Annotated in this window: 17 protein-coding genes and 2 tRNA genes; 5 read left to right on the top strand and 14 right to left on the bottom strand. The window is 60.3% G+C overall.

Going from position 1 to position 21003, the window contains the following annotated elements; translation table 11 throughout:
- Positions 1–29 precede the first annotated feature (29 nt).
- The 4 genes from rpsR to rnr form a co-directional block, all read right to left on the bottom strand.
- Positions 30–260 (bottom strand): 30S ribosomal protein S18, encoded by a 231-nt coding sequence (gene rpsR / locus PspS34_RS02545; protein WP_002551829.1) that lies wholly within the window; start codon positions 258–260, stop codon positions 30–32.
- A gap of 28 nt (positions 261–288) precedes the next feature.
- Positions 289–711, bottom strand: a complete 423-nt coding sequence (rpsF, locus tag PspS34_RS02540; protein WP_008048087.1) for a 30S ribosomal protein S6 — start codon at positions 709–711, stop codon at positions 289–291.
- A 318-nt stretch (positions 712–1029) separates the two neighbouring features.
- Positions 1030–1797 (bottom strand): 23S rRNA (guanosine(2251)-2'-O)-methyltransferase RlmB, encoded by a 768-nt coding sequence (rlmB, locus tag PspS34_RS02535; RefSeq protein WP_007973273.1) that lies wholly within the window; start codon positions 1795–1797, stop codon positions 1030–1032.
- Complete coding sequence (gene rnr, locus PspS34_RS02530; RefSeq protein ID WP_159389506.1) at positions 1794–4421, bottom strand: ribonuclease R; 2628 nt, start codon at positions 4419–4421, stop codon at positions 1794–1796. The genes rlmB and rnr overlap by 4 nt, the downstream gene beginning before the upstream one ends.
- A 225-nt stretch (positions 4422–4646) precedes the next feature.
- Between rnr and PspS34_RS02525 the strand changes: the two genes are divergently transcribed.
- From PspS34_RS02525 to PspS34_RS02505, 5 genes are all read left to right on the top strand, one after another.
- Positions 4647–4733: transfer RNA gene (locus PspS34_RS02525), tRNA-Leu, on the top strand.
- A 167-nt stretch (positions 4734–4900) separates the two neighbouring features.
- Positions 4901–4987: transfer RNA gene (locus PspS34_RS02520), tRNA-Leu, on the top strand.
- A complete protein-coding gene (locus tag PspS34_RS02515) occupies positions 4958–5242 on the top strand; it encodes a hypothetical protein (RefSeq protein ID WP_159389505.1) in 285 nt (94 codons plus the stop codon). The genes PspS34_RS02520 and PspS34_RS02515 overlap by 30 nt, the downstream gene beginning before the upstream one ends.
- Positions 5243–5260: 18 nt before the next feature.
- Positions 5261–6271, top strand: a complete 1011-nt coding sequence (locus PspS34_RS02510; RefSeq protein WP_154861122.1) for an extracellular solute-binding protein — start codon at positions 5261–5263, stop codon at positions 6269–6271.
- The gene (locus PspS34_RS02505) at positions 6271–7836 is read left to right on the top strand and encodes an iron ABC transporter permease (RefSeq protein ID WP_159389504.1); all 1566 of its coding nucleotides are present in this window, start codon (positions 6271–6273) and stop codon (positions 7834–7836) included. The genes PspS34_RS02510 and PspS34_RS02505 overlap by 1 nt, the downstream gene beginning before the upstream one ends.
- A gap of 120 nt (positions 7837–7956) precedes the next feature.
- Here PspS34_RS02505 and PspS34_RS02500 read toward each other — a convergent pair whose 3' ends face one another.
- The 10 genes from PspS34_RS02500 to PspS34_RS02455 all read right to left on the bottom strand — a co-directional run bounded on the left by PspS34_RS02500 (position 7957) and on the right by PspS34_RS02455 (position 21000).
- On the bottom strand, positions 7957–9891 hold the full coding sequence (locus tag PspS34_RS02500) for a methyl-accepting chemotaxis protein (RefSeq protein WP_150811890.1): 1935 nt from the start codon (positions 9889–9891) through the stop codon (positions 7957–7959).
- 150 nt (positions 9892–10041) lie between these two features.
- Entirely contained in the window at positions 10042–11331 is a 1290-nt protein-coding gene (locus PspS34_RS02495; RefSeq protein ID WP_154861124.1) for an adenylosuccinate synthase, read from the bottom strand.
- A gap of 54 nt (positions 11332–11385) precedes the next feature.
- Entirely contained in the window at positions 11386–12573 is a 1188-nt protein-coding gene (locus PspS34_RS02490) for an ATP phosphoribosyltransferase regulatory subunit (protein WP_007973265.1), read from the bottom strand.
- 312 nt (positions 12574–12885) lie between these two features.
- Positions 12886–13755: a protease modulator HflC gene (gene hflC / locus PspS34_RS02485; RefSeq protein WP_007973264.1), complete on the bottom strand. Its 870-nt coding sequence runs from the start codon at positions 13753–13755 to the stop codon at positions 12886–12888.
- Positions 13755–14930, bottom strand: a complete 1176-nt coding sequence (hflK, locus tag PspS34_RS02480; protein WP_057712240.1) for an FtsH protease activity modulator HflK — start codon at positions 14928–14930, stop codon at positions 13755–13757. The genes hflC and hflK overlap by 1 nt, the downstream gene beginning before the upstream one ends.
- 96 nt (positions 14931–15026) lie before the next feature.
- Positions 15027–16328, bottom strand: a complete 1302-nt coding sequence (hflX, locus tag PspS34_RS02475) for a ribosome rescue GTPase HflX (RefSeq protein ID WP_057712241.1) — start codon at positions 16326–16328, stop codon at positions 15027–15029.
- A gap of 12 nt (positions 16329–16340) precedes the next feature.
- Positions 16341–16601 carry an RNA chaperone Hfq gene (hfq, locus tag PspS34_RS02470; RefSeq protein WP_003221112.1) on the bottom strand — a complete coding sequence of 87 codons (261 nt, stop codon included), beginning with the start codon at positions 16599–16601 and terminating at the stop codon, positions 16341–16343.
- Between the two features lie 93 nt (positions 16602–16694).
- Entirely contained in the window at positions 16695–17666 is a 972-nt protein-coding gene (gene miaA, locus PspS34_RS02465) for a tRNA (adenosine(37)-N6)-dimethylallyltransferase MiaA (RefSeq protein WP_150812098.1), read from the bottom strand.
- Positions 17666–19564: a DNA mismatch repair endonuclease MutL gene (gene mutL / locus PspS34_RS02460; protein WP_174245499.1), complete on the bottom strand. Its 1899-nt coding sequence runs from the start codon at positions 19562–19564 to the stop codon at positions 17666–17668. Before mutL ends, miaA begins: the two co-directional genes overlap by 1 nt.
- 8 nt (positions 19565–19572) lie before the next feature.
- Complete coding sequence (locus PspS34_RS02455; protein ID WP_202982170.1) at positions 19573–21000, bottom strand: N-acetylmuramoyl-L-alanine amidase; 1428 nt, start codon at positions 20998–21000, stop codon at positions 19573–19575.
- Between the last annotated feature and the right edge of the window lie 3 nt (positions 21001–21003).

Genomic DNA, 21003 nt, shown 5'->3' with positions numbered 1-21003 from the left:
ATCCTTTGCTACGTGTCGACTGCCCGGTCTCAGCGGCCGTGGCTGTCGGTGTAGGCCAGCAGGGCCAGGAAGCGGGCGCGCTTGATAGCGGTGGCCAGCTGACGCTGATAACGAGCTTTGGTACCGGTGATGCGGCTTGGAACGATTTTGCCGGTCTCGGATACGTAGGCTTTCAGAGTGTTGAGATCTTTGTAATCGATCTCTTTCACGTCTTCAGCGGTGAAGCGGCAGAATTTACGACGACGGAAGAAACGTGCCATGTAATTGGCTCCTTAAAAGGTCCGTGGATTACTCGTCAGCGTTATCGCTGTTGTCGCTGTCATCACTATCAGCGCTTTCAGCGCCTTCGTGCTCAGGACGGTCGCGACGCTCACGGCGCTCACTGCGGTTTTCTTCAGCCTTGAGCATCTCGGACTGGCCGGTAACGGCTTCGTCGCGACGGATGACCAGGTTACGGATCACTGCATCGTTGTAGCGGAAGTTGTCTTCCAGCTCGGCCAGGGCCTTGCCGGTGCACTCAACGTTCAGCATCACGTAGTGAGCCTTGTGAACATTGTTGATTGCGTAGGCCAGTTGACGACGGCCCCAATCTTCCAGACGGTGGATTTTGCCGCCGTCTTCTTCGATCAGCTTGGTGTAACGCTCAACCATGCCGCCGACTTGCTCGCTTTGATCCGGGTGGACCAAAAAGATGATTTCGTAATGACGCATGAATGCTCCTTACGGGTTGTAGCCTGCCGCTCAAAAGCGGTCAGACAAGGAGTGAATGACACTTATGGACTTGCGGACGCTAGACACGTTGGTGCCTGCCATCACAGCAAGGGGCGCAATTGTAGAGAAGGGGCGAGGGAGGCGCAAGGTAATTGGCGATTATTTGAACAGTCCGTTCGAACCACCAATCTTCAACATAACGCATAACCAATGTGGGAGCGGGCTTGCTCGCGAATGCGGTACTACATCCAACATCTTTGCTGAATGTTACTCCGCTTTCGCGAGCAAGCCCGCTCCCACATTTTGATTGCGTCGAGCTTAGGACTTCTTGGCAGCAGCCTTGGCTTTGACACTGCGCTGACGCTGCGCTTCGAACAGGCAGACACCCGTCGCCACGGAAACGTTGAGACTGCTGACGCTGCCGGCCATCGGCAGGTTGACCAGGTAGTCGCAATGCTCGCGGGTCAGGCGACGCATGCCCTTGCCTTCGGCACCCATGATCAGGATGGTCGGGCCGGTCAGATCCTGGTCATACAGGCTGACCTCAGCTTCACCGGCCGTGCCGACAACCCACAAGCCGCGCTGCTGGAGCTTTTCCAGAGTGCGCGCCAGGTTGGTCACGGCAACCAGCGGAATCACTTCCGCCGCACCGCAGGCGATTTTTCGTACAACCGGAGTCAGGGTCGCCGACTTGTCCTTCGGCACGATCACTGCCAGCGCGCCCGCCGCATCGGCGGAGCGCAGGCAGGCGCCGAGGTTGTGCGGATCGGTCACGCCGTCGAGCACCAGCAACAACGGTGCGCCGTCGGTGCGATCGAGCAGCTCGTCGAGCATCGCCTCACCCCAGACCTGGCTCGGACTCACGTCCGCGACCACACCCTGGTGCACGCCTTCAACCCAGGCGTCCATTTCACGGCGCTCGGCCTGGCCGACCTGCACCCGGTTTTCGTTGGCCAGTTCGATCAGCGTCTGGACCCGAGGGTCATTGCGACCTTCGGCCAACCAGATCTGCTTCACGCGTTTCGGGTGGTGACGCAACAACGCTTCTACAGCATGTACGCCGTAGATCTTTTCCAACTGACTCATGGCTTGGCCTTAGGTTTACGCGCCCCACCACTCTTGGCTGGAGCCGAGCCCGCTTTTGGCGGGCCTTTACGATGTTTGCTCGGTTTGGCTGGCTTGCCGCCGACAGCCTTGTCAGGCGTCGACCGACTGGTCTTTCCCCCAGACGCCGCTTTACCGCCGCTTTTCGCACCGGCGAGCAACGCCTGTTTCATTTCACGACTTTTGCGCACTTCGGCGTTTTTCGCCGCCGCATCGCTCGGGCGATAGGCCTCTACAGCCTTTTCCTTGGCAGGACGACGACCGGTTTTCGCCGGGGCCGGTTCTGCTTCGACTTTCGCAGCGGGTGCCGTGCTTTCGGTACCACGCTTCTTGCGGCCGATCGGCGCGCTGATGGTTTTCTCGGCCATCTCGAAGTCGATCTTGCGTTCGTCGAGGTCGACGCGCATGACACGCACTTCCACGGTATCGCCCAAGCGGAAGCTGCGACCGGTACGCTCACCGGCCAGGCGGTGGTGCACAGGATCGAAGTGGTAGTAATCGCCCGGCAGCGCGGTGACGTGCACCAGGCCTTCGACGTAGATATCGGTCAGTTCGACGAACAGGCCAAAACCGGTCACGGCGGTGATCACACCCGGGAACGACTCGCCAACGCGATCTTTCATGAACTCGCACTTGAGCCAGTTCACTACGTCGCGGGTCGCTTCGTCGGCACGGCGCTCGCTCATCGAGCACTGCTCGCCGAGTTGCTCCAGGGCCGCTTCGTCGTACGGATAGATGCGCGCTTTCGGAATGGTCATCGCACCGGCACGGCGAACGTGCGGGGTGTTCTGCTTCGAATGGATCACGCTGCGAATCGCCCGGTGCGTGAGCAAGTCCGGGTAGCGGCGAATCGGCGAAGTGAAGTGGGTGTACGCCTCGTAATTCAGGCCGAAGTGGCCCTGGTTGTCGGCGCTGTAAACCGCCTGGCTCAACGAACGCAGCATGACAGTCTGGATCAGGTGGAAATCCGGACGATCCTTGATGCCGGCCAGCAGTGCCTGGTAATCCTTCGGCGACGGACCATCCTTGCCTTTGTGCAGGGACAGGCCGAGCTCGCCGAGGAACGCGCGCAGCTTTTCCAGGCGCTCCGGTGGCGGGCCATCGTGAACGCGATACAACGCCGGAATTTCGTGTTTCTTCAGGAATTCGGCGGTGGCCACGTTGGCCGCCAGCATGCACTCCTCGATCAGTTTGTGCGCATCGTTGCGCACGGTCGGACGAATTTCGGCGATCTTGCGCTCGGAACCGAAGATGATCCGGGTTTCCTGGGTTTCGAAATCGATCGCGCCACGTACGTGACGGGCCGCCAGCAACACCTTGTACAGCGAGTACAGCTGCTTGAGGTGCGGCACCACGTCGGTGTATTCACCGCGCAGCTTGCGCCCTTCGGTGGCTTTCGGCGTTTCCAGCATCGCGCTGACCTTGTTGTAGGTCAGGCGCGCATGGGAGTGAATCACCGCTTCGTAGAAGCAGTAGTCGGTCATTTCACCGGACTTGGAGATGGTCATCTCGCAAACCATGGCCAGGCGATCGACTTGCGGGTTCAGCGAGCACAAACCGTTGGACAGCTGCTCAGGCAGCATCGGAATCACGCGCTCGGGGAAGTACACCGAGTTGCCGCGAACCTGCGCTTCGGCATCCAGCGCCGAACCGAGTTTCACGTAGCTGGATACGTCGGCAATCGCCACGTACAGCTTCCAGCCGCCCGAGAACAGGCGCAGCTTGCCCGGACGGGCTTCGCAATAGACCGCATCGTCGAAGTCGCGGGCATCTTCGCCGTCGATGGTGACGAACGGCAGATGACGCAGGTCGATGCGCTTCTCTTTGTCTTTCTCTTCGACTTCCGGCTTGAGCTTGCCGGCTTCCTTGAGCACGGCGTCAGGCCAGACGTGAGGAATGTCGTAGGTACGCAGGGCAACATCGATTTCCATGCCCGGCGCCATGTAGTTGCCCACGACTTCAACCACGTCGCCTTGCGGCTGGAAGCGTGGCGTCGGCCAGTGAGTGATCTTCACTTCGACGAACTGACCGATCTGCGCGTTGGCGTTACGACCCGGCGTCACCAGCACTTCCTGCTGGATCTTCGGATTGTCCGCAACCACGAAACCGATGCCGCCCTCTTCGAAGTAGCGGCCGACGATGGTTTCGTGAGCGCGGGACACCACTTCGACGATCATGCCTTCGCGGCGACCACGACGGTCCAGGCCGGATACCCGGGCCAGGGCACGGTCACCATCGAACACCAGACGCATCTGCGCCGGGCTCATGAACAGGTCGTCACTGCCGTCGTCCGGCACCAGGAAGCCGAAGCCGTCGCGGTGACCGCTGATGCGACCCAGGATCAGGTCAAGCTTGCCCACCGGTGCATAAGTGCCGCGACGGGTATAGATGAGTTGAGCATCGCGCTCCATGGCGCGCAGACGGCGGCGCAGGGCTTCGATCTGGTCTTCTGTGGTCAGACCAAACTCTTCGACCAGTTGCTCGCGGTTAGCAGGCGAACCTCGATCAGCAAGGTGCTGAAGGATCAGTTCGCGGCTAGGAATAGGGTTTTCATATTTTTCCGCTTCACGAGCGGCCTCGGGATCGAGGGACTGCCAATCGGCCATTAGAGAGTTTTCACCTTGTCTATATGCGGGTTAGTTTGGCATAGGCGTAATGAAACGGGAAATTTCAAGCTAAGACGACCCATCTAAAGCCCTGTATCGACACCTCAAAGCTGAATTGCAGACCGTTGGTGAATTTTTTCAGGTTTTTTTGAGGCCGGGGGTTTACAGTTAAAAAGACGCTCCGTATAGTGCGCGCCATCGACGACGGACAACGTTGCCGATACTGCCCAGATGGTGAAATTGGTAGACACGCCAGCTTCAGGTGCTGGTGACCGCAAGGTCGTGGAAGTTCGAGTCTTCTTCTGGGCACCAATTTCGAGCTTGAGATTAGTTCAATTTCAAGGCTCACACAAAAACCCGCGAAAGCGGGTTTTTGCATTTTTGACCACTGGTTTATTAATTTTAAAATCAGGGGTTTACAGATCAAAACGCTCTCCGTATAGTGCGCCACATCAACAGCGGCAACGCTGAAGATGAATGCCCAGATGGTGAAATTGGTAGACACGCCAGCTTCAGGTGCTGGTGACCTTACGGTCGTGGAAGTTCGAGTCTTCTTCTGGGCACCAATTCAAATTCAAGGTTACGACCTTGGATTTCACAAAAACCCGCGAAAGCGGGTTTTTGCGTTTCCGGGGTTTAAAAACACGCCTCCTCCCCCTGTAGGAGCGAGCTTGCTCGCGATGGATGTACAGGCGACGCATTTCTCCAGACACCCCTCGTTTTCGTTCACGCCCATCGCGAGCAAGCTCGCTCCTACAGGATTTATCGGCGCATTTGAGAAACAATATCGTTTATCATTGTTACAAGTTTTTGCAATGTGACAGTGAGGAACCCTGCGAATGATGTTTCGAAATACCCTGCGCCGCGGCCTGATCACCACCCTCCTCGGCCTGGCACTCGCCACTCCCCTCACTCAAGCCGCCGATCCGGTTGCCCTGACCCTCTACAACGGCCAGCACAAAGAAGTCGGCGACGCGGTCGCCAAGGCCTTCGAAGCCAAGACCGGGATCCACGTCAACGTGCGCAAAGGCAGCAGCAACCAGCTCGCCAGCCAGATCGTCGAAGAAGGCGATCGCTCCCCCGCCGACGTGATCTACACCGAAGAATCGCCACCCCTGAACAAACTCGGCGAACAAGGCCTGCTGGCCAAAACCGATGACACCACACTGGCCGTTCTGCCCAAGGAATACGTCGCCGGTAACGGCACCTGGATTGGCGTGACCGCCCGGGTGCGCGTCGTTGCGTTCAACCCCAAGCTGATCGATGAAAAAGACCTGCCGACCTCGGTGATGGAATTCTCCGATCCGAAATGGCAAGGCAAGGTCGGCTTCGTACCCACCAGCGGCGCCTTCCAGGAGCAAGCGGTCGCGATCATCAAGGTGCACGGCATGGACGCAGCCGAAGAGTGGCTGACCGGTCTGCGAGCATTCGGCAAGACCTACAGCAACAACATGGTTGCGCTGAAAGCGGTGGAAAATGGCGAAGTCGCCACCGTACTCGTCAACAATTACTACTGGTTCGCCCTGCAGCGTGAAAAAGGCCAGCTCGACTCGAAACTGCATTACTTCAGCGGTGGCGATGTCGGCGGACTGATCACGGTTTCCAGTGCTGCGGTGCTCAATTCCAGCAAACACCCCAAGGAAGCACAGCAGTTGCTCGCCTACATGGCCAGCGAGGAAGGCCAGCGCGTGATCACCCAGACCACCGCCGAATACCCGCTGCACAAAGGCATGGAGTCTGATCGCGGACTCAAGCCATTCAGCGAGTTGCAAGCGCCGAAAGTCACGCCAGCCGACCTCGGCAATGCCGAAGAAGCCCTGGACCTGGAACGTGACGTTGGCTTGAACTGATGAGCGCATCGCTATCTGCCACCAGCCTGCGCAGCAACAACGCACCCCGCCGCAAGCGTCCACCGATAGGGTTGATGTTGCCGGTCTTGCTGCTGGTCGTCCTCAGCTTCCTGCCGCTGGCCTATGTCGGACTCAAAGCCTGGCAAGCAGGTTGGGCAGAAGCACTGCATTTGCTATGGCGACCTTATGTGTTCGGCTTGCTGCGCAACACACTCGCATTGATGATTGGCGTCACCATTGTTTGCGGGGTGATCGGCTTGTCGCTGGCCTGGTTGCTCGAGCGCAGCAATCTGCCGGGCCGACGACTGTGGGGCGTGATTCTCTGCCTGCCGTTTGCCGTACCGGCCTTTGTCAGCAGCTTCACATGGGTTTCCCTCAGCGCTCATTTCGAAGGGCTCGGCGGTGCGATCCTGGTGATGAGCCTGTCCAAGTATCCGTTGATCTTTCTGCCCGTGGCGGCAACCTTGCGCAATCTCGATCCGTCCCTGGAAGAGTCGGCTCGCACGCTGGGGCAAAATCGCTGGGGCGTGTTCTTTCGCGTCACCCTGCCCCTGCTCTGGCCTTCGCTGCTGGCGGGTTCGTTGCTGATTGCCCTGCACATGCTGGTGGAGTTCGGCGCCTTGTCGATCATCGGCCTGCAAACCTTCACCACGGCGATCTATCAGCAGTTCGAGTTGGAGTTCAGCAATGCCAACGCGGCGATGCTCTCCGCCGTACTGCTGATGTTGTGCCTGGCGCTGCTGTGGCTGGAGCTGCGCGTGCGCGGCAAGGGTCGACACGTGCGCACCGGACAGGGTGCGGCGCGACGCGCGGAACAGGTTCAACTGGGACCCTGGGCTGTGGCGGGACAGCTTTATTGCCTGTTGATGGCAATCATTGGCAGCGGGATTCCGCTGGGGATGCTGGTCTACTGGTTGGCGGTAGGAACATCGGCAGCCTTTCCCGTAGCGGCAATCGGCGAAGCATTGCTGTCGTCCCTCGCTCTGTCGCTGGGTGGCGCTGCTCTGTGCCTGGTGCTGGCGGTGCCGGTCGGCCTGCTGGTCGTGCGCTACAAAGGCCAACTGGCGATCTGGGCCGAGCGCCTGCCCTATCTGCTGCACGCGCTGCCGGGGCTGGTTATTGCCCTGACCCTGGTGTATTTCGCCCTGCACTACGTGCCGATGCTTTACCAGACTTCGGCATTGCTGCTGATCGCCTATGCCCTGCTGTTTCTGCCGCTGGCCCAGGCGCCGATCCGCACCGCCCTGAACAAGGCGGCACCGCAGCTTGAGGAGGCGGCGCGCACACTGGGAGCCTCGTCATTCAGTGCCTTCTGCCGAGTGACACTGCCGATTATTTTCCCGGCGCTGGGGGCGGCTTTTGCCCTGGTGTTCCTGGATGCGATGAAGGAGCTGACGGCGACCTTGCTGCTGAGCCCCACCGGACTCAATACACTGGCGACGGAAGTCTGGGCGCATACCGCGAATGTGGAGTTTGCGGCGGCGGCGCCTTATGCGGCGTTGTTGATATTGGTGTCAGGGTTGCCGGTCTATTTGCTGACGACCCGGATGTATCTGAGTCGCTGAAACCGCTTTCGCGAGCAAGCCCGCTCCCACAGTGGTCCTCTGTCGAACACAAATATGATGTTCACAAAGAGCCAATGTGGGAGCGGGCTTGCTCGCGAAGGGGCCGGCACCAACAACCGATCAAGCCCTGAACTGCCCCAGGCTCGCCTTCAACTGCGCCGCCAGACCATCGAGCACCTTGCCGCTCGCCGTAGTCTCCACGACAGCTTGCGCCGCTTTCTCGGCCTGGGCATGAATGGTCTGCACCCGCCCCCGAACTGCCTGCGCGCCCTGCGCCTGATGCGCTGCAGCCTGGGTAGCCAAACCGATCGCCGCATGGACCTGCTCGACGGATGCCTGCACCGACTGCTGCAACCGCGCACTGTCACGCAGCACCAGCAAACCCTCACTGGCCTGACGCCCGGCCTGACCAATCGCCGCCACCGCCTCACGCGCACCTTGCTGCAAGGCCACGATGTGCGCCTGAATATCGCCGGTGGAGCTTTGCGTCTTGCTCGCCAGCGCCCGCACCTCATCGGCCACCACGGCAAACCCGCGCCCGGTCTCGCCGGCACGCGCCGCCTCAATCGCTGCGTTCAGCGCCAGCAGGTTGGTCTGCTCGGCGATGCCGTGAATCACCGTCAGCACCACCTCAATTTGCTCACTTTGCTGCGCCAGGCGCTCGATCACTTGCGCGCCAGTGTTGACCTGACCCGCCAACTCCTCGATCAGGCTGCCGACTTTCGCCGAGGTCCGGGTGTTTTCGTCGGTGGCCTGACGAATGTCCACCACCTGCTTCAGCGCCGCCTGCATGGCATGGCTTTCCGACTGCGCCTCATCAGCCATTTGCGACAAGGCGCGCAAACTCTCCGCCACCTCGTCGCGCTGCATGCCAGCCGCCGCGTCCGCACCGGCGTTGCGCAAGGTCATGGCGCCGATCTCCACGCCGGTACGCTGGGCGACATCCCCCGCCTCACGCACGATCGGCTGCAACTTATCCACAAAGCGATTGACCGCCGAGGCCATGTCGCCGATTTCATCCTTGCTGTTGATCTGCACACGTTTGGTCAGATCACCCTCGCCCGCCGCCAGGTCATCCATGGCAACGATCAGCATTTTCAGGCGATTGACCACTCGGCGACCGAGCACCACCGCCAACAACAGCAGGACACCGAAGCCCACCACCGCCAGACACACGCCGATGCGCCAGCGCAATGTCGTAGCAGCCTCCTGCACGGTGCTGGTGGTATTGGCCTTCATCTCCGCCGCCGTGGACTGCGCCGACTGCAGACGCGAGCGCATGGCCGTTGCGCTGTCAGCAGCCGCACCCTTGAGGCTGTCGCCCACCAGTTGATCGCTGCTGGCGATCAACGCCGAGAAGCGCTTGTCGAGGGCCGCCAGATCAGTCTCCACGGAAGCCGTCGAGACCCCCATCAGGACCTTGCCGATTTCTACGCCGTTAGGATTGATCGGGGCCTCGATGTAGAACACCGAAGGATCGTTCTTCGCCGCATCCAGTACCTTGTCCAGCGCACGCTCGCCCTGGCCTTTTTCCAGCAGCGCCTTGTTGATCGGGTTTTCCCGATTGAGGTAGCGCGTCAGGTGCTGACCGGTGGCGTCGTCATACACCACGAACAGCACATTGGGATTGCGCTGGGCCCGGCGGGCGAACTCGGAAAGTGTCGGAATGTCGTTGTCCCACATGGCGCGAGGCGCGACGGAAGCCAGAAGCTGTGCCATGTCGCTGGCGGAGTCCTTCAGGTCCTTTTCCAGGGCCGAACGCAATTGCGCCTGCTCCTGCTCAAGACGCGAGGACAAACCGGCGGTCAGGCGCTGACGCGTACTGGTAGAGAGACTGTCGAGGCTCGATGTGACTTCGCGTCCCGCCTGCTCAAGCTCAGCGGAAAGCTTTTGACTGTCCGCGCCCAGGCGCAGGCCCAGATCGGCTTCCAGCGCGGTCACCGTGCTCCGGGTCAGAGCGACAGCTACCAGCACCTGCACCAAAAGGGCGATACCAAGGGTAACGAACACGGGCCGCAACAAACGGCTCTGTAACAATGAGAGAACGGCCGACACTTGATATCCCTCTGCAAAAGCGCCATTAAATTGATGGCACGCCAAAAGTGACGTTTTAGGCAAAGCTAATAGCAAAGGTCATGCCGTCCAGCAGGCATAAACGACAAAGGCCCCAATTAAGGGGCCTTTGTGTTTTACATCAACGACTTATCAAGCAAACGGATGGCGCAGGACGATGGTTTCGTTGCGATCCGGGCCCGTCGAAATAATGTCGATCGGCGCGCCGATCAGCTCTTCGACGCGCTTGATGTAAGCACGGGCGTTAGCTGGCAGCTCTTCCAGGGTTTTGGCACCCACGGTCGATTCGGTCCAGCCCGGCACTTCTTCGTACACAGGCTGCAGGCCCACGTAGCTGTCAGCATCAGTCGGGGCAACGGCCTTGCCTTCTGCATCTTTGTAGCCGACGCAGATGTTGATGCTTTCCAGACCGTCGAGTACGTCCAGCTTGGTCAGGCAGATGCCCGAGATGCTGTTCACATCGATAGCGCGACGCAGGATAACGGCGTCGAACCAGCCACAACGACGGGCACGGCCGGTAGTCGCGCCGAACTCGTGACCTTGTTTAGCCAGGTGCGCGCCGACTTCGTCGAACAGTTCCGTCGGGAATGGACCCGAACCTACACGGGTGGTGTAAGCCTTGGTGATGCCCAGGATGTAGTCCAGGAACATAGGGCCGACACCCGAACCGGTAGCAACGCCGCCAGCGGTGGTGTTGGAACTGGTCACGTACGGGTAGGTACCGTGGTCGATGTCCAGCAACGAACCTTGGGCGCCTTCAAACATGATGTCTTTGCCAGCACGACGCAGGTCGTGCAGCTCGGCAGTCACGTCCAGCATCAGCGGCTTGAGCAGCTCAGCGTAGTCTTTGCACTCGGCCAGGGTCTTGTCGAAATCGATGGCTGGCTCTTTGTAGTAACCAACCAGCATGAAGTTGTGGTAATCCACCAGTTCACGCAACTTGTCTTCAAAGCGCGGCATGTTGAGCAGGTCGCCAACACGCAGGCCACGACGTGCAACCTTGTCTTCGTATGCCGGGCCGATGCCACGACCGGTAGTACCGATCTTCAGCTCGCCACGGGCCTTTTCACGGGCCTGGTCCAGCGCAACGTGGAAGGACAGGATCAGCGGGCAGGACGGGCTGATACGCAGGCGCTCGCGCACCGGTACGCCCTTCTCTTCCAGCTTGGTGATTTCCCGCAGCAGAGCGTCGGGTGCAACCACCACGCCGTTGCCGATCAGGCACTGCACGCCTTCGCGCAGCACGCCCGACGGAATCAGGTGCAAGACGGTCTTCTCACCGTCGATCACCAGGGTGTGGCCAGCGTTGTGGCCACCCTGGTAGCGCACTACGGCGGCAGCATGTTCGGTCAGCAGATCAACGATCTTGCCTTTGCCCTCATCACCCCATTGGGTGCCCAGGACTACGACATTCTTACCCATAACACTTGTCCTCATTCGCGCAAACTTGGTGCCGGCGGCAGCCGGCAGGAAAACTCAAGAAGCCAGTGGCGATACTTGCCAAAGCCCGTTCTGCTGAATCAATTGCCGGTCGCAGTCCGCTTCACGGGCGGCGGCCAAAGGTTGTCCAGGCAATGCCTGAACGACACGCTGACCCTCACTGCGCAACTGGCAAACCTGCTGCCAGAGTGCCGCATCCGTACTGTCAGGCATCCAGATACCGCCAGACGGTAGCTCGATCTCAGCACGCCCCAGGGTCACCAGGGTTTTCAAATCGGTGGAGAAGCCGGTCGCCGGACGGGCGCGACCGAAGTCGGCGCCGATGTCGTCGTAACGACCGCCCTGGGCAATGGACTGGCCAACACCCGGTACGAACACAGCGAACACCACACCGGTGTGGTAGTGGTAGCCACGCAGCTCGCCCAGGTCGAAATACAGCGGCAGCTCAGGGAAACGCACGGACAGCCGCTCGGCAATCGCCAGCAAGTCGTCCAGCGCTGCCAGAACAGGGGCCGGCGCCTTGGCCAGACGCTCGCGGGCCGCAGCCAGCACTTCACGACCGCCACACAGGTCGACCAACGCCCGCAGCATGCCCGATAGATCGGCAGGCAAGCCTTCGGTCAAGGTAATGACCTCGTCGATGGCCTTACGTTGCAAGGCATCGAACAACTGCTGCTCGACTTCACCGGACAAACCGGCCGCACGGGCCAGGCCGCGATAGATGCCAACATGACCGAGGTCCATGTGCACATCCGGCACATCGGCCAGTTGCAGCATGGCCAGCATCAGGCTGATGACTTCGACGTCGCTGCTCGGACTGCCGTCGCCGTACAACTCGGCACCCAGTTGAATCGGGCTGCGCGAGGACGACAGGGCGCGAGGCTGAGCGTGCAGGACACTACCGGCATAGCACAGGCGGCTTGGGCCTTCACGACGCAGGGTATGCGCATCGATGCGCGCCACTTGCGGCGTGATGTCGGCGCGGAAACCCATCTGACGGCCCGATTGCGGGTCGATGACCTTGAAGGTGCGCAGATCCAGGTCCTGGCCCGCGCCGGTCAGCAGGGATTCCAGGTACTCGATATGGGGAGTCACGACAAACTCGTAACCCCAGCTCTGGAACAGATCCAACACCTGACGACGCGCGACTTCAATACGCGCAGCTTCCGGTGGCAGTACTTCTTCGATGCCATCTGGCAGAAGCCAGCGGTCTACCGTTGCCATTACGCCTTCCCCTATCTCCGGGCGACCAGCCTGTCGGCGAGCCTTGAGTGAAGCAGAAAATGGTCGGCTTGCGCACAAACCACGCGCATGAGCGACGGAGCGAAAAGCCCTTCTACCGGCTTCGCCAACCACTTTCCTCGAAAAACTGTCGAGCCAATCGGCCCGGCATCTGCTTGAACACAGCAATCAAACATGCAGACGCAAAAAAGCCGGGAATTTCCCGGCTGCCGCATCATACACACGTTTTCCCAAAGGATCACCCCGCCAGAGGTTTTAGCCGCCCGGCGGGGGATAATTCAGGTCAACGCCGTATCAAGGCTTGGCTTTTTCCAGGTAATGGAAGAAGTCGCTGCTTGGGTCGAGGACCATGACGTCGGATTTGTTCGCGAAGCTTTCACGGTAGGCGCGCAGGCTACGGTAGAACGCGTAGAACTCCTGATCCTGACCGTAGGCCTTGGAGTAGATCGCAGCAGCCTGGGCATCGCCGTCACCGCGAACCTCTTCGGATTCACGATAGGCTTCAGCCAGCAGCACGCGGCGTTGACGATCGGCGTCGGCACGGATGCCTTCGGCCAGTTCGTTACCCTTGGCGCGGTGCTCGCGAGCTTCACGCTCACGCTCGGTGCTCATACGCTCGAACACACTGCGGTTCACTTCTTTCGGCAGGTCGATGGTCTTGACCCGAACATCGACCACTTCGATGCCCAGCTCTTTCTCGGCCATCTTGTTCAGCGATGCCGTGATATCAGCCATCAGCGCATCACGCTCACCCGACACCACTTCGTGCAGGGTGCGCTTACCGAACTGGTCACGCAGGCCCGATTCCAGACGACGGGAAAGACGCTCGTCGGCGATCTGCTTGAGGCCGGAAGTCGCGGTGTAGTAACGCTCTGCGTCCTTCACGCGCCACTTGGCGTAGGCATCGACCATCACGGCTTTCTTTTCCAGCGTCAGGAAGCGTTGCGTCGGTGCATCCAGCGTCATCAGGCGTGCGTCGAATTTACGCACCTGGTTAACGTAGGGCACTTTCACATGCAGGCCTGGCTGAACATCGGTCTGGACCACGCGACCGAACTGCAGCAACACCGCACGCTCGGTCTGAGCCACGATGTAGAAGCAGTTCCAGGCAGCGATCGCCACGACGACGCCGACAATAAGGGCGATCAGCGATTTATTGCTCATCAGCGACTCTCCCTGGTACGTGCTGGCTGTTGCTGCAGATCAGCTGCCGCACGCGCATTCGCTTCATTGCTGGTGGCTGCCGCACTGCTCACCTGGGTGCTGGTGCTGCGACCACTTTCGACCATCTTGTCCAGAGGCAGGTACAACAGGTTGTTCTGGCCGTTCTTGTTGCCGGTCACGAGAACCTTGCTGGTGTTGGTGAAGACTTCCTGCATGGTGTCCAGATATAGACGCTGGCGGGTGACTTCAGGGGCCTTGCGGTACTCGGCGACCAGCTTGGTGAAGCGATCGGCCTCACCCTTGGCGCGCGAGACGGTCTCGTCACGGTAACCATTGGCATCCTCAAGGATGCGCTGGGCCTGACCACGAGCTTCCGGCACGACGCCGTTGGCATAGGTTTCGGCCTGGTTGCGCGAACGCTGTTCGTCTTCCCGGGCACGGATCACGTCATCGAAGGCTTCCTGGACTTCGCGCGGTGCCGCTGCGCTCTGTACGTTGACCTGGGTGACGGTGATACCGGTGCGATAGGTGTCCATGAAGCGTTGCAGACGCTCCTTGATCTCGCTGGCCATCAACTCACGACCTTCGGTCAGTACCTGGTCCATCGCGGTGGAACCCACCACATGGCGCAAGGCGCTGTCGGTCGCGTGCTGCAGGCTGATTTCCGGCTGATCGACGCTCAGCACGAAATCCTGCAGGTTGCTGATCTTGTACTGCACGGTCAGCGGCACTTCGACGATGTTCTCGTCTTCGGTCAGCATCTGGCCCTGCTTGGTGTAGGCACGCTCACGCGTGACGTTCTCCATGTACTTCTTGTCGATCGGCGGGAAGTAGATGTTCAGGCCCGGACCCACGGTCTCGTAGTACTTGCCGAAGCGCAGCACCACAGCTTGCTCCTGCTCGTCGACGACATAGACCGCGCTGTACAGCCAAACGGCCGCCAACACGACCAGACCGATGCCGAGCAGGCCGCCAAAGCCGCCACTCTTGCCCGGACCACCGCCGTCGTCGCCACCACGTTTCTTACCACCACCGAACAAACCGTTCAGGCTTTCCTGCAGCTTTCGGAAGGCCTCGTCGAGATCCGGTGGCCCCTTGCGGTCGCCGTTGTTACGACGCTTGCCACCCCAAGGATCCTGATTATTCGAGTTGCCACCCGGCTCATTCCAAGCCATAGCGCTCTCCATCTGATAAAGCAAAGACGCACCCACGGCGCGCCGACCAATGCTACAGAATGCCTGTCACCACGGCACAACCGCTTTCTCAGGCTTTTATTGCAAAGTGTGTTGCTCGATGAACTCCATCGGTTGCAAACCTTCGCGACTCACCAGCCGATTCAATTCGGCCCGTGGCAAACGAACGGCCAGCAAGCTGATGCCTTCGTCATCGTGTTCTTCCTTTTGTACCGCACCGAGTTCGAAAAACTGCGCACGCAGTCGAGCAAATCGGTTCGGCAAGCGCAAGGTACCAACAAACAACTCATCGCCAAGCAACTCGGCCACGGCCTGCTTGAGCAGATCAAGACCTGTGCCATCTTTCGCCGAAAGCCAGACCCGCTGCGGTTTGCCATCGGCATCGCGCTGGATCTGCGGCTCCACGCCCTCGAGCAAATCGAGTTTGTTATAGACCTCCAGGATCGGCAAGTCTTGAGCCCCGATCTCTCCAAGAACCACCATGACCTGTTCAATCTGGGCCATGCGCTCAGGCTCATGGGAGTCGATCACGTGCAGCAACAGGTCGGAGTTGCTCGACTCTTCGAGCGTAGCCCGAAATGCCTCGACCAGCTTGTGTGGCAAGTGACGAATGAAGCCCACGGTGTCAGCCAGCACGATCGGGCCGAGGTCATCGAGCTCGAGCCGGCGCAAGGTCGGGTCGAGGGTGGCGAACAACTGGTCAGCCGCAAAGACGTCGGAGTCGGTCACCGAGTTGAACAGCGTCGATTTGCCGGCGTTGGTATAACCCACCAGCGAAACCGTCGGAATGTCAGCCCGTTTGCGGCCACGGCGCGATTGTTCACGCTGGCTGCGGACCTTTTCCAGGCGCCCCTTGATCTGCCGCAGGCGAACCCGCAACAGGCGCCGGTCGGTTTCCAGTTGGGTTTCACCCGGACCGCGCAGGCCGATACCGCCTTTCTGCCGTTCAAGGTGAGTCCAGCCGCGAACCAGCCGCGTACTCATGTGCTCAAGCTGGGCCAGTTCGACCTGGAGCTTGCCTTCATGGGTGCGGGCGCGCTGGGCGAAAATATCGAGAATCAAACCCGTGCGGTCGATCACACGACACTCGAAAATACGTTCGAGGTTACGTTCCTGACTGGGCGTGAGGATGTGATTGAAAATCACCAGATCGACCTGTTCGGCCTGGACCAGGTCGCGCAACTCTTCGACCTTGCCGCTGCTGATCAGGGTTTTGGCGGTTGGCCGATGACGCGGCACGTTGAAAAACGCGACGGTCTCGGCGCCAGCCGAAATTGCCAACTCCTGAAACTCCTGCGGATCTTCGCGCGCCTCAGGGTCCTGACCATCCAAGTGAACGAGAATGGCTCGTTCACCACCACCGTGGCGCTCAAAGAACAAAGGAGACTCCTATCAGGCGTTACCTGGCTCAGCATCACCTGCATCGGATTCGGTTGCGCTAGGCAGACGAATTGGACGAACCGGCACCACTGTAGAGATGGCGTGTTTGTAGACCATCTGGCTGACGGTGTTTTTCAGCAGGATAACGAACTGGTCGAAAGACTCGATCGTGCCTTGCAGCTTGATACCGTTGACCAGGTAGATGGACACCCCAACTTTCTCTTTACGTAAAGTATTCAAGTAAGGGTCTTGTAGCGAATGCCCTTTTGACATGTGCCGCACTCCTTTAAGGATTCAATATAAAAAATAGGTAATCAGATGGCTTTGGCCGTCACACCCCCAAGGATAGACGGCAATTGCAAGGACTCAGCTCAATATGGAGATGGTCCCAAGGTATTTCAAGGCGCGCGGCAGATTGTCGCAATCCAGACTGTCCAGCCAATGCAGATCAGTCCAACTGCGCAGCCAGGTGAACTGGCGTTTCGCCAATTGGCGCGTGGCAATGATCCCACGCTCCTGCATCTCGGCTGACGTCAGCTTGCCATCCAGGTAGTCCCAGACTTGGCGATAGCCTACTGCACGTATAGACGGCAACCCGGTATGCAGGTCTCCTCTATTACGCAGGGCTACGACCTCGTCAATGAATCCCTGTTCCAACATTAAAGTGAATCTTTGTTTAATTCGCTCGTGCAGTACCTGGCGATTTGCCGGAGCAATGGCCAAGTTCGCGACAGTATAGGGCAATTGTTGCAGTCCCGAAGCGGCTGCTTCAGTACTTTGCGCAGATTGTTGCAAACGCAGGGCGGTCATGCTTTGACCGCTGACACGATAAACTTCCAGTGCTCGACTCAATCGCTGGGGATCGTTCGGATGTATTCGAGCCGCGGACTCCGGATCGATCACCGCCAATTGTTCGTGCAAGGCTTGCCAGCCAAGGCGCGCAGCCTCTTCTTCGATTTGCGCACGGACCTCGGGATCGGCGGCCGGCATATCTGCCAGACCTTCAACCAAAGCCTTGTAATAGAGCATGGTGCCGCCCACCAGCAGCGGAATTTTTCCCCGTGCGGTGATATCGGCCATGGCTTCCAGGGCGTCACGGCGGAAATCCGCAGCCGAATAGCTCTCGGCCGGGTCGAGAATATCGATCAGACGATGCGGATATTGCGCCAGCAGCTCTTTGGAAGGCTTGGCGGTGCCAATGTCCATGCCACGGTAGACCAGCGCCGAATCGACACTGATCAACTCGCAAGGCAGGACCTTGGTGAGCTCGATGGCCAGGTCGGTCTTGCCGGCGGCGGTCGGGCCCATCAGGAAAATCGCAGGTGGGAACTGGCTCATCAACGACCGCGCAAGAACAGTTTGTCCAGATCGTCCAGGCCCAGTTGGGTCCAGGTCGGTCGGCCATGGTTGCATTGACCACTGCGTTCGGTGTTTTCCATGTCACGCAGCAGACCGTTCATTTCCGGCAGGGCCAACCGCCGATTCGCACGAACCGCGCCGTGGCAGGCCATGGTCCCGAGCAATTCGTTCAGGTGCGCCTGAATGCGGTCGCTGGTGCCGAACTCCATCAGGTCAGCCAGGACGTCAGCGACCAGCCGGTTGGCTTCGGCCTGCTTGAGCAGTGCCGGAATCTGCCGTATCGCCAGGGTTTCCGGGCCCAGACGCTGCAATTCAAAGCCCAGGCGCTGGAACCAGGCGACATGCTCCTCGGCGCAATCGGCTTCACGCTGACTGACGGCCAGGGACTCCGGCACCAGCAACGGCTGGCCGCTCAGGCCTTCACTGGCCATCGCCACCTTCAGACGCTCATACATGATCCGCTCGTGGGCGGCGTGCATGTCCACCAGCACCAGGCCCTGAGCGTTTTCCGAAAGAATGTAGATGCCCTTGAGTTGTGCCAGCGCATAACCGAGCGGCGGGATGTCGTCCTGCCCGGCCGGCAGCGCGACGGCATTGGCCTCGGGCAGCGGTGCAAAAAACTCGCGATAGGCGGCCTGCGCTTCGGCGACAGGTGCACCGGACTGCGGTCGCGGCGTGTATTGATATTGATAACCCGCGCCAGCCCCCGAACCCGCCGGCGTATTGAACGACGGCTGAGCCTGAGGCTGTTCCAGCAGCGCATTGGCGGCCAGGCGCATTTCGCCCTGGGGTCCGAATTCACCAGCTTCGAGGCCGGTAGGCCGGACGATGGCCGTGGCAACCGGCGCCGCCAGTTGATCGTCGGGGCGCACATCGCCCAAGGCGCGATGCAAGGTGCCGTAGAGGAAGTCGTGAACCATGCGCCCTTCACGGAAGCGCACTTCGTGCTTGGTCGGGTGCACGTTGACATCGACGCCGGTCGGATCGACTTCGAAAAACAGCACGAAGGTCGGGTGCCGACCATTGAACAGCACGTCGCGATAGGCCTGGCGTACCGCGTGGGCCACCAGTTTGTCCCGCACGGCACGGCCATTGACGAAGAAATACTGCAAATCGGCCTGGCTGCGGTTGAAGGTCGGCAGGCCGACCCAGCCCCAAAGATGCAGGCCGTTGCGCTCGATTTCGATCGGCAGTGCCTGCTCCAGGAAACCCGGCCCGCAGATCGCCGCCACGCGCCGGGCACGGGCCGCATCATCATGGGCCTCGTGCAGGCTGAGGATGGTCTTGCCGTTATGGCGCAGATGGAACGCCACATCGAAGCGCGCCAGGGCCAAGCGCCTGATCACTTCTTGCAGGTGATCGAATTCGGTTTTTTCGGTCTTGAGAAACTTGCGCCGCGCCGGCGTGTTGAAGAACAGGTCGCGCACTTCAACCGAAGTGCCCACCGGGTGGGCCGCAGGTTGCACACGGGGCGCCATGTCACGGCCCTCGGTCTCTACCTGCCACGCCTGATCGGCGTCGCGGGTGCGGGAGGTCAAGGTCAGGCGCGCGACGGAGCTGATCGATGCCAGGGCCTCGCCGCGAAACCCCAGGCTCATGACCTGCTCGAGGTCTTCCAGGTTGCGGATCTTGCTGGTGGCGTGACGGGCCAGGGCCAACGGCAGGTCATCGGCGGAAATGCCACTGCCATCGTCGCGCACCCGCAGCAGCTTGACGCCGCCCTGCTCCACATCGACGTCGATGCGTTTGGCGCCGGAGTCGAGGCTGTTTTCCAGCAGTTCCTTGATCACCGAAGCCGGGCGCTCGACCACCTCACCCGCCGCAATCTGGTTCGCCAGCCGCGGGCTGAGCAGCTCGATGCGAGCGCTGTTGTTCACGACCTGATTCATTCTTTGGCCGCCAGTTCAGTGCCCGGAATGGTCAAGTGTTGACCAACCTTGAGTTCATCGCTCGACAGGTTGTTGGCGCTGCGCAGGGTGGCCGGCGCAACCTGATAACGAACGGCGATCATCGCCAGCGTCTCGCCAGGGTTTACCCGATGGTCACGTGGACCTTGGGCGATTTTTCCGGAATCACGCAGCCAGGCAATGTAAGTGCCTGGCGGCGGGTTCTGCTGGAAGAACTGGCGCACGCCGCTGCTGATCGAACGCGCCAGCGCCTGTTGATGGCTTGACGCAGCAAGCTTCGAGGCTTCGTTGGCGTTGGAGATGAACCCGGTTTCCACCAGGATCGACGGAATATCCGGCGACTTCAGTACCATGAACCCGGCCTGTTCAACCCGCTGCTTGTGCAGTGGCGTGACCCGACCGATGTTGCTCAAGACTTTCTGGCCAACGTTCAGGCTGGAGGTCAGGGATGCCGTCATCGACAAGTCGAGCAGCACGCCGGCGAGCATGCGGTCTTTGTCATCGAGGCTGACGTTGCCGGCACCACCGATCAGGTCGGAGCGGTTTTCGCTGTCGGCCAGCCAACGGGCGGTCTCGGAGGTCGCGCCGCGATCGGACAGGGCAAATACCGAGGCACCGAAAGCGGCGGCAGAAGGCGCGGCGTCGGCGTGGATCGAGACGAACAGGTCGGCGCCTTTCTTGCGGGCGATTTCGGTACGGCCGCGCAACGGAATGAAGTAGTCGCCGGTACGGGTCAGTTCGGCACGGAAACCTTTCATGCCGTTGACCTGGCGTTGGGTTTCGCGGGCAATCTGCAGCACCACGTCTTTCTCGCGCTGGCCTCGGGAGCCGGAAGCCCCCGGATCTTCGCCACCGTGACCGGCGTCGATCACCACAATGATGTCGCGTTTGCCGGCCGGGGCTGGCGGCAATTTGATTGCAGGCTCCGCAGGCGTGACCGGCACGGCAGGCACCGTGGCGACCGACGGTGTCGGCGCAGGCGGTGGCGCGGCGTCGGCGGCGTTATCGAACAGGTCGACCACCAATCGGTTACCGTACTGAGCGTTCGGCGCCAGGGAGAAGCTTTTCGGCGTCACGGCCTTTTTCAGGTCGATGACCACCCGCAGGTCCGTCGGCGTGCGCTGGGCCGAGCGCATGGCGGTAATCGGGGTGTTCGAGGTGTTGACGTTGAGCGGCGCACCGAGGGTAGCGCCATTGATGTCGATGACCAGGCGGTCCGGAGCCGTCAGGGTAAAGACGCTGTGTTGCACCGGGCCGGTCAGGTCAAACACCAGTCGCGTGTTGTCCGGTGCCCGCCACAGACGAACACTGTTGACCTTCGAATCGGCCACAGCGTCGACGGTCACCGCCAAGAACAACACCCCTACGGCAGCCACCAACGCGCGAAAGCGCATACCTAACCCCATCAT

The organism is Pseudomonas sp. S34 (assembly GCF_009866745.1).
GTDB classification, from domain to species: Bacteria; Pseudomonadota; Gammaproteobacteria; order Pseudomonadales; family Pseudomonadaceae; genus Aquipseudomonas; species Aquipseudomonas jessenii.
This window is presented reverse-complemented; position numbering and strand designations above follow the sequence as displayed.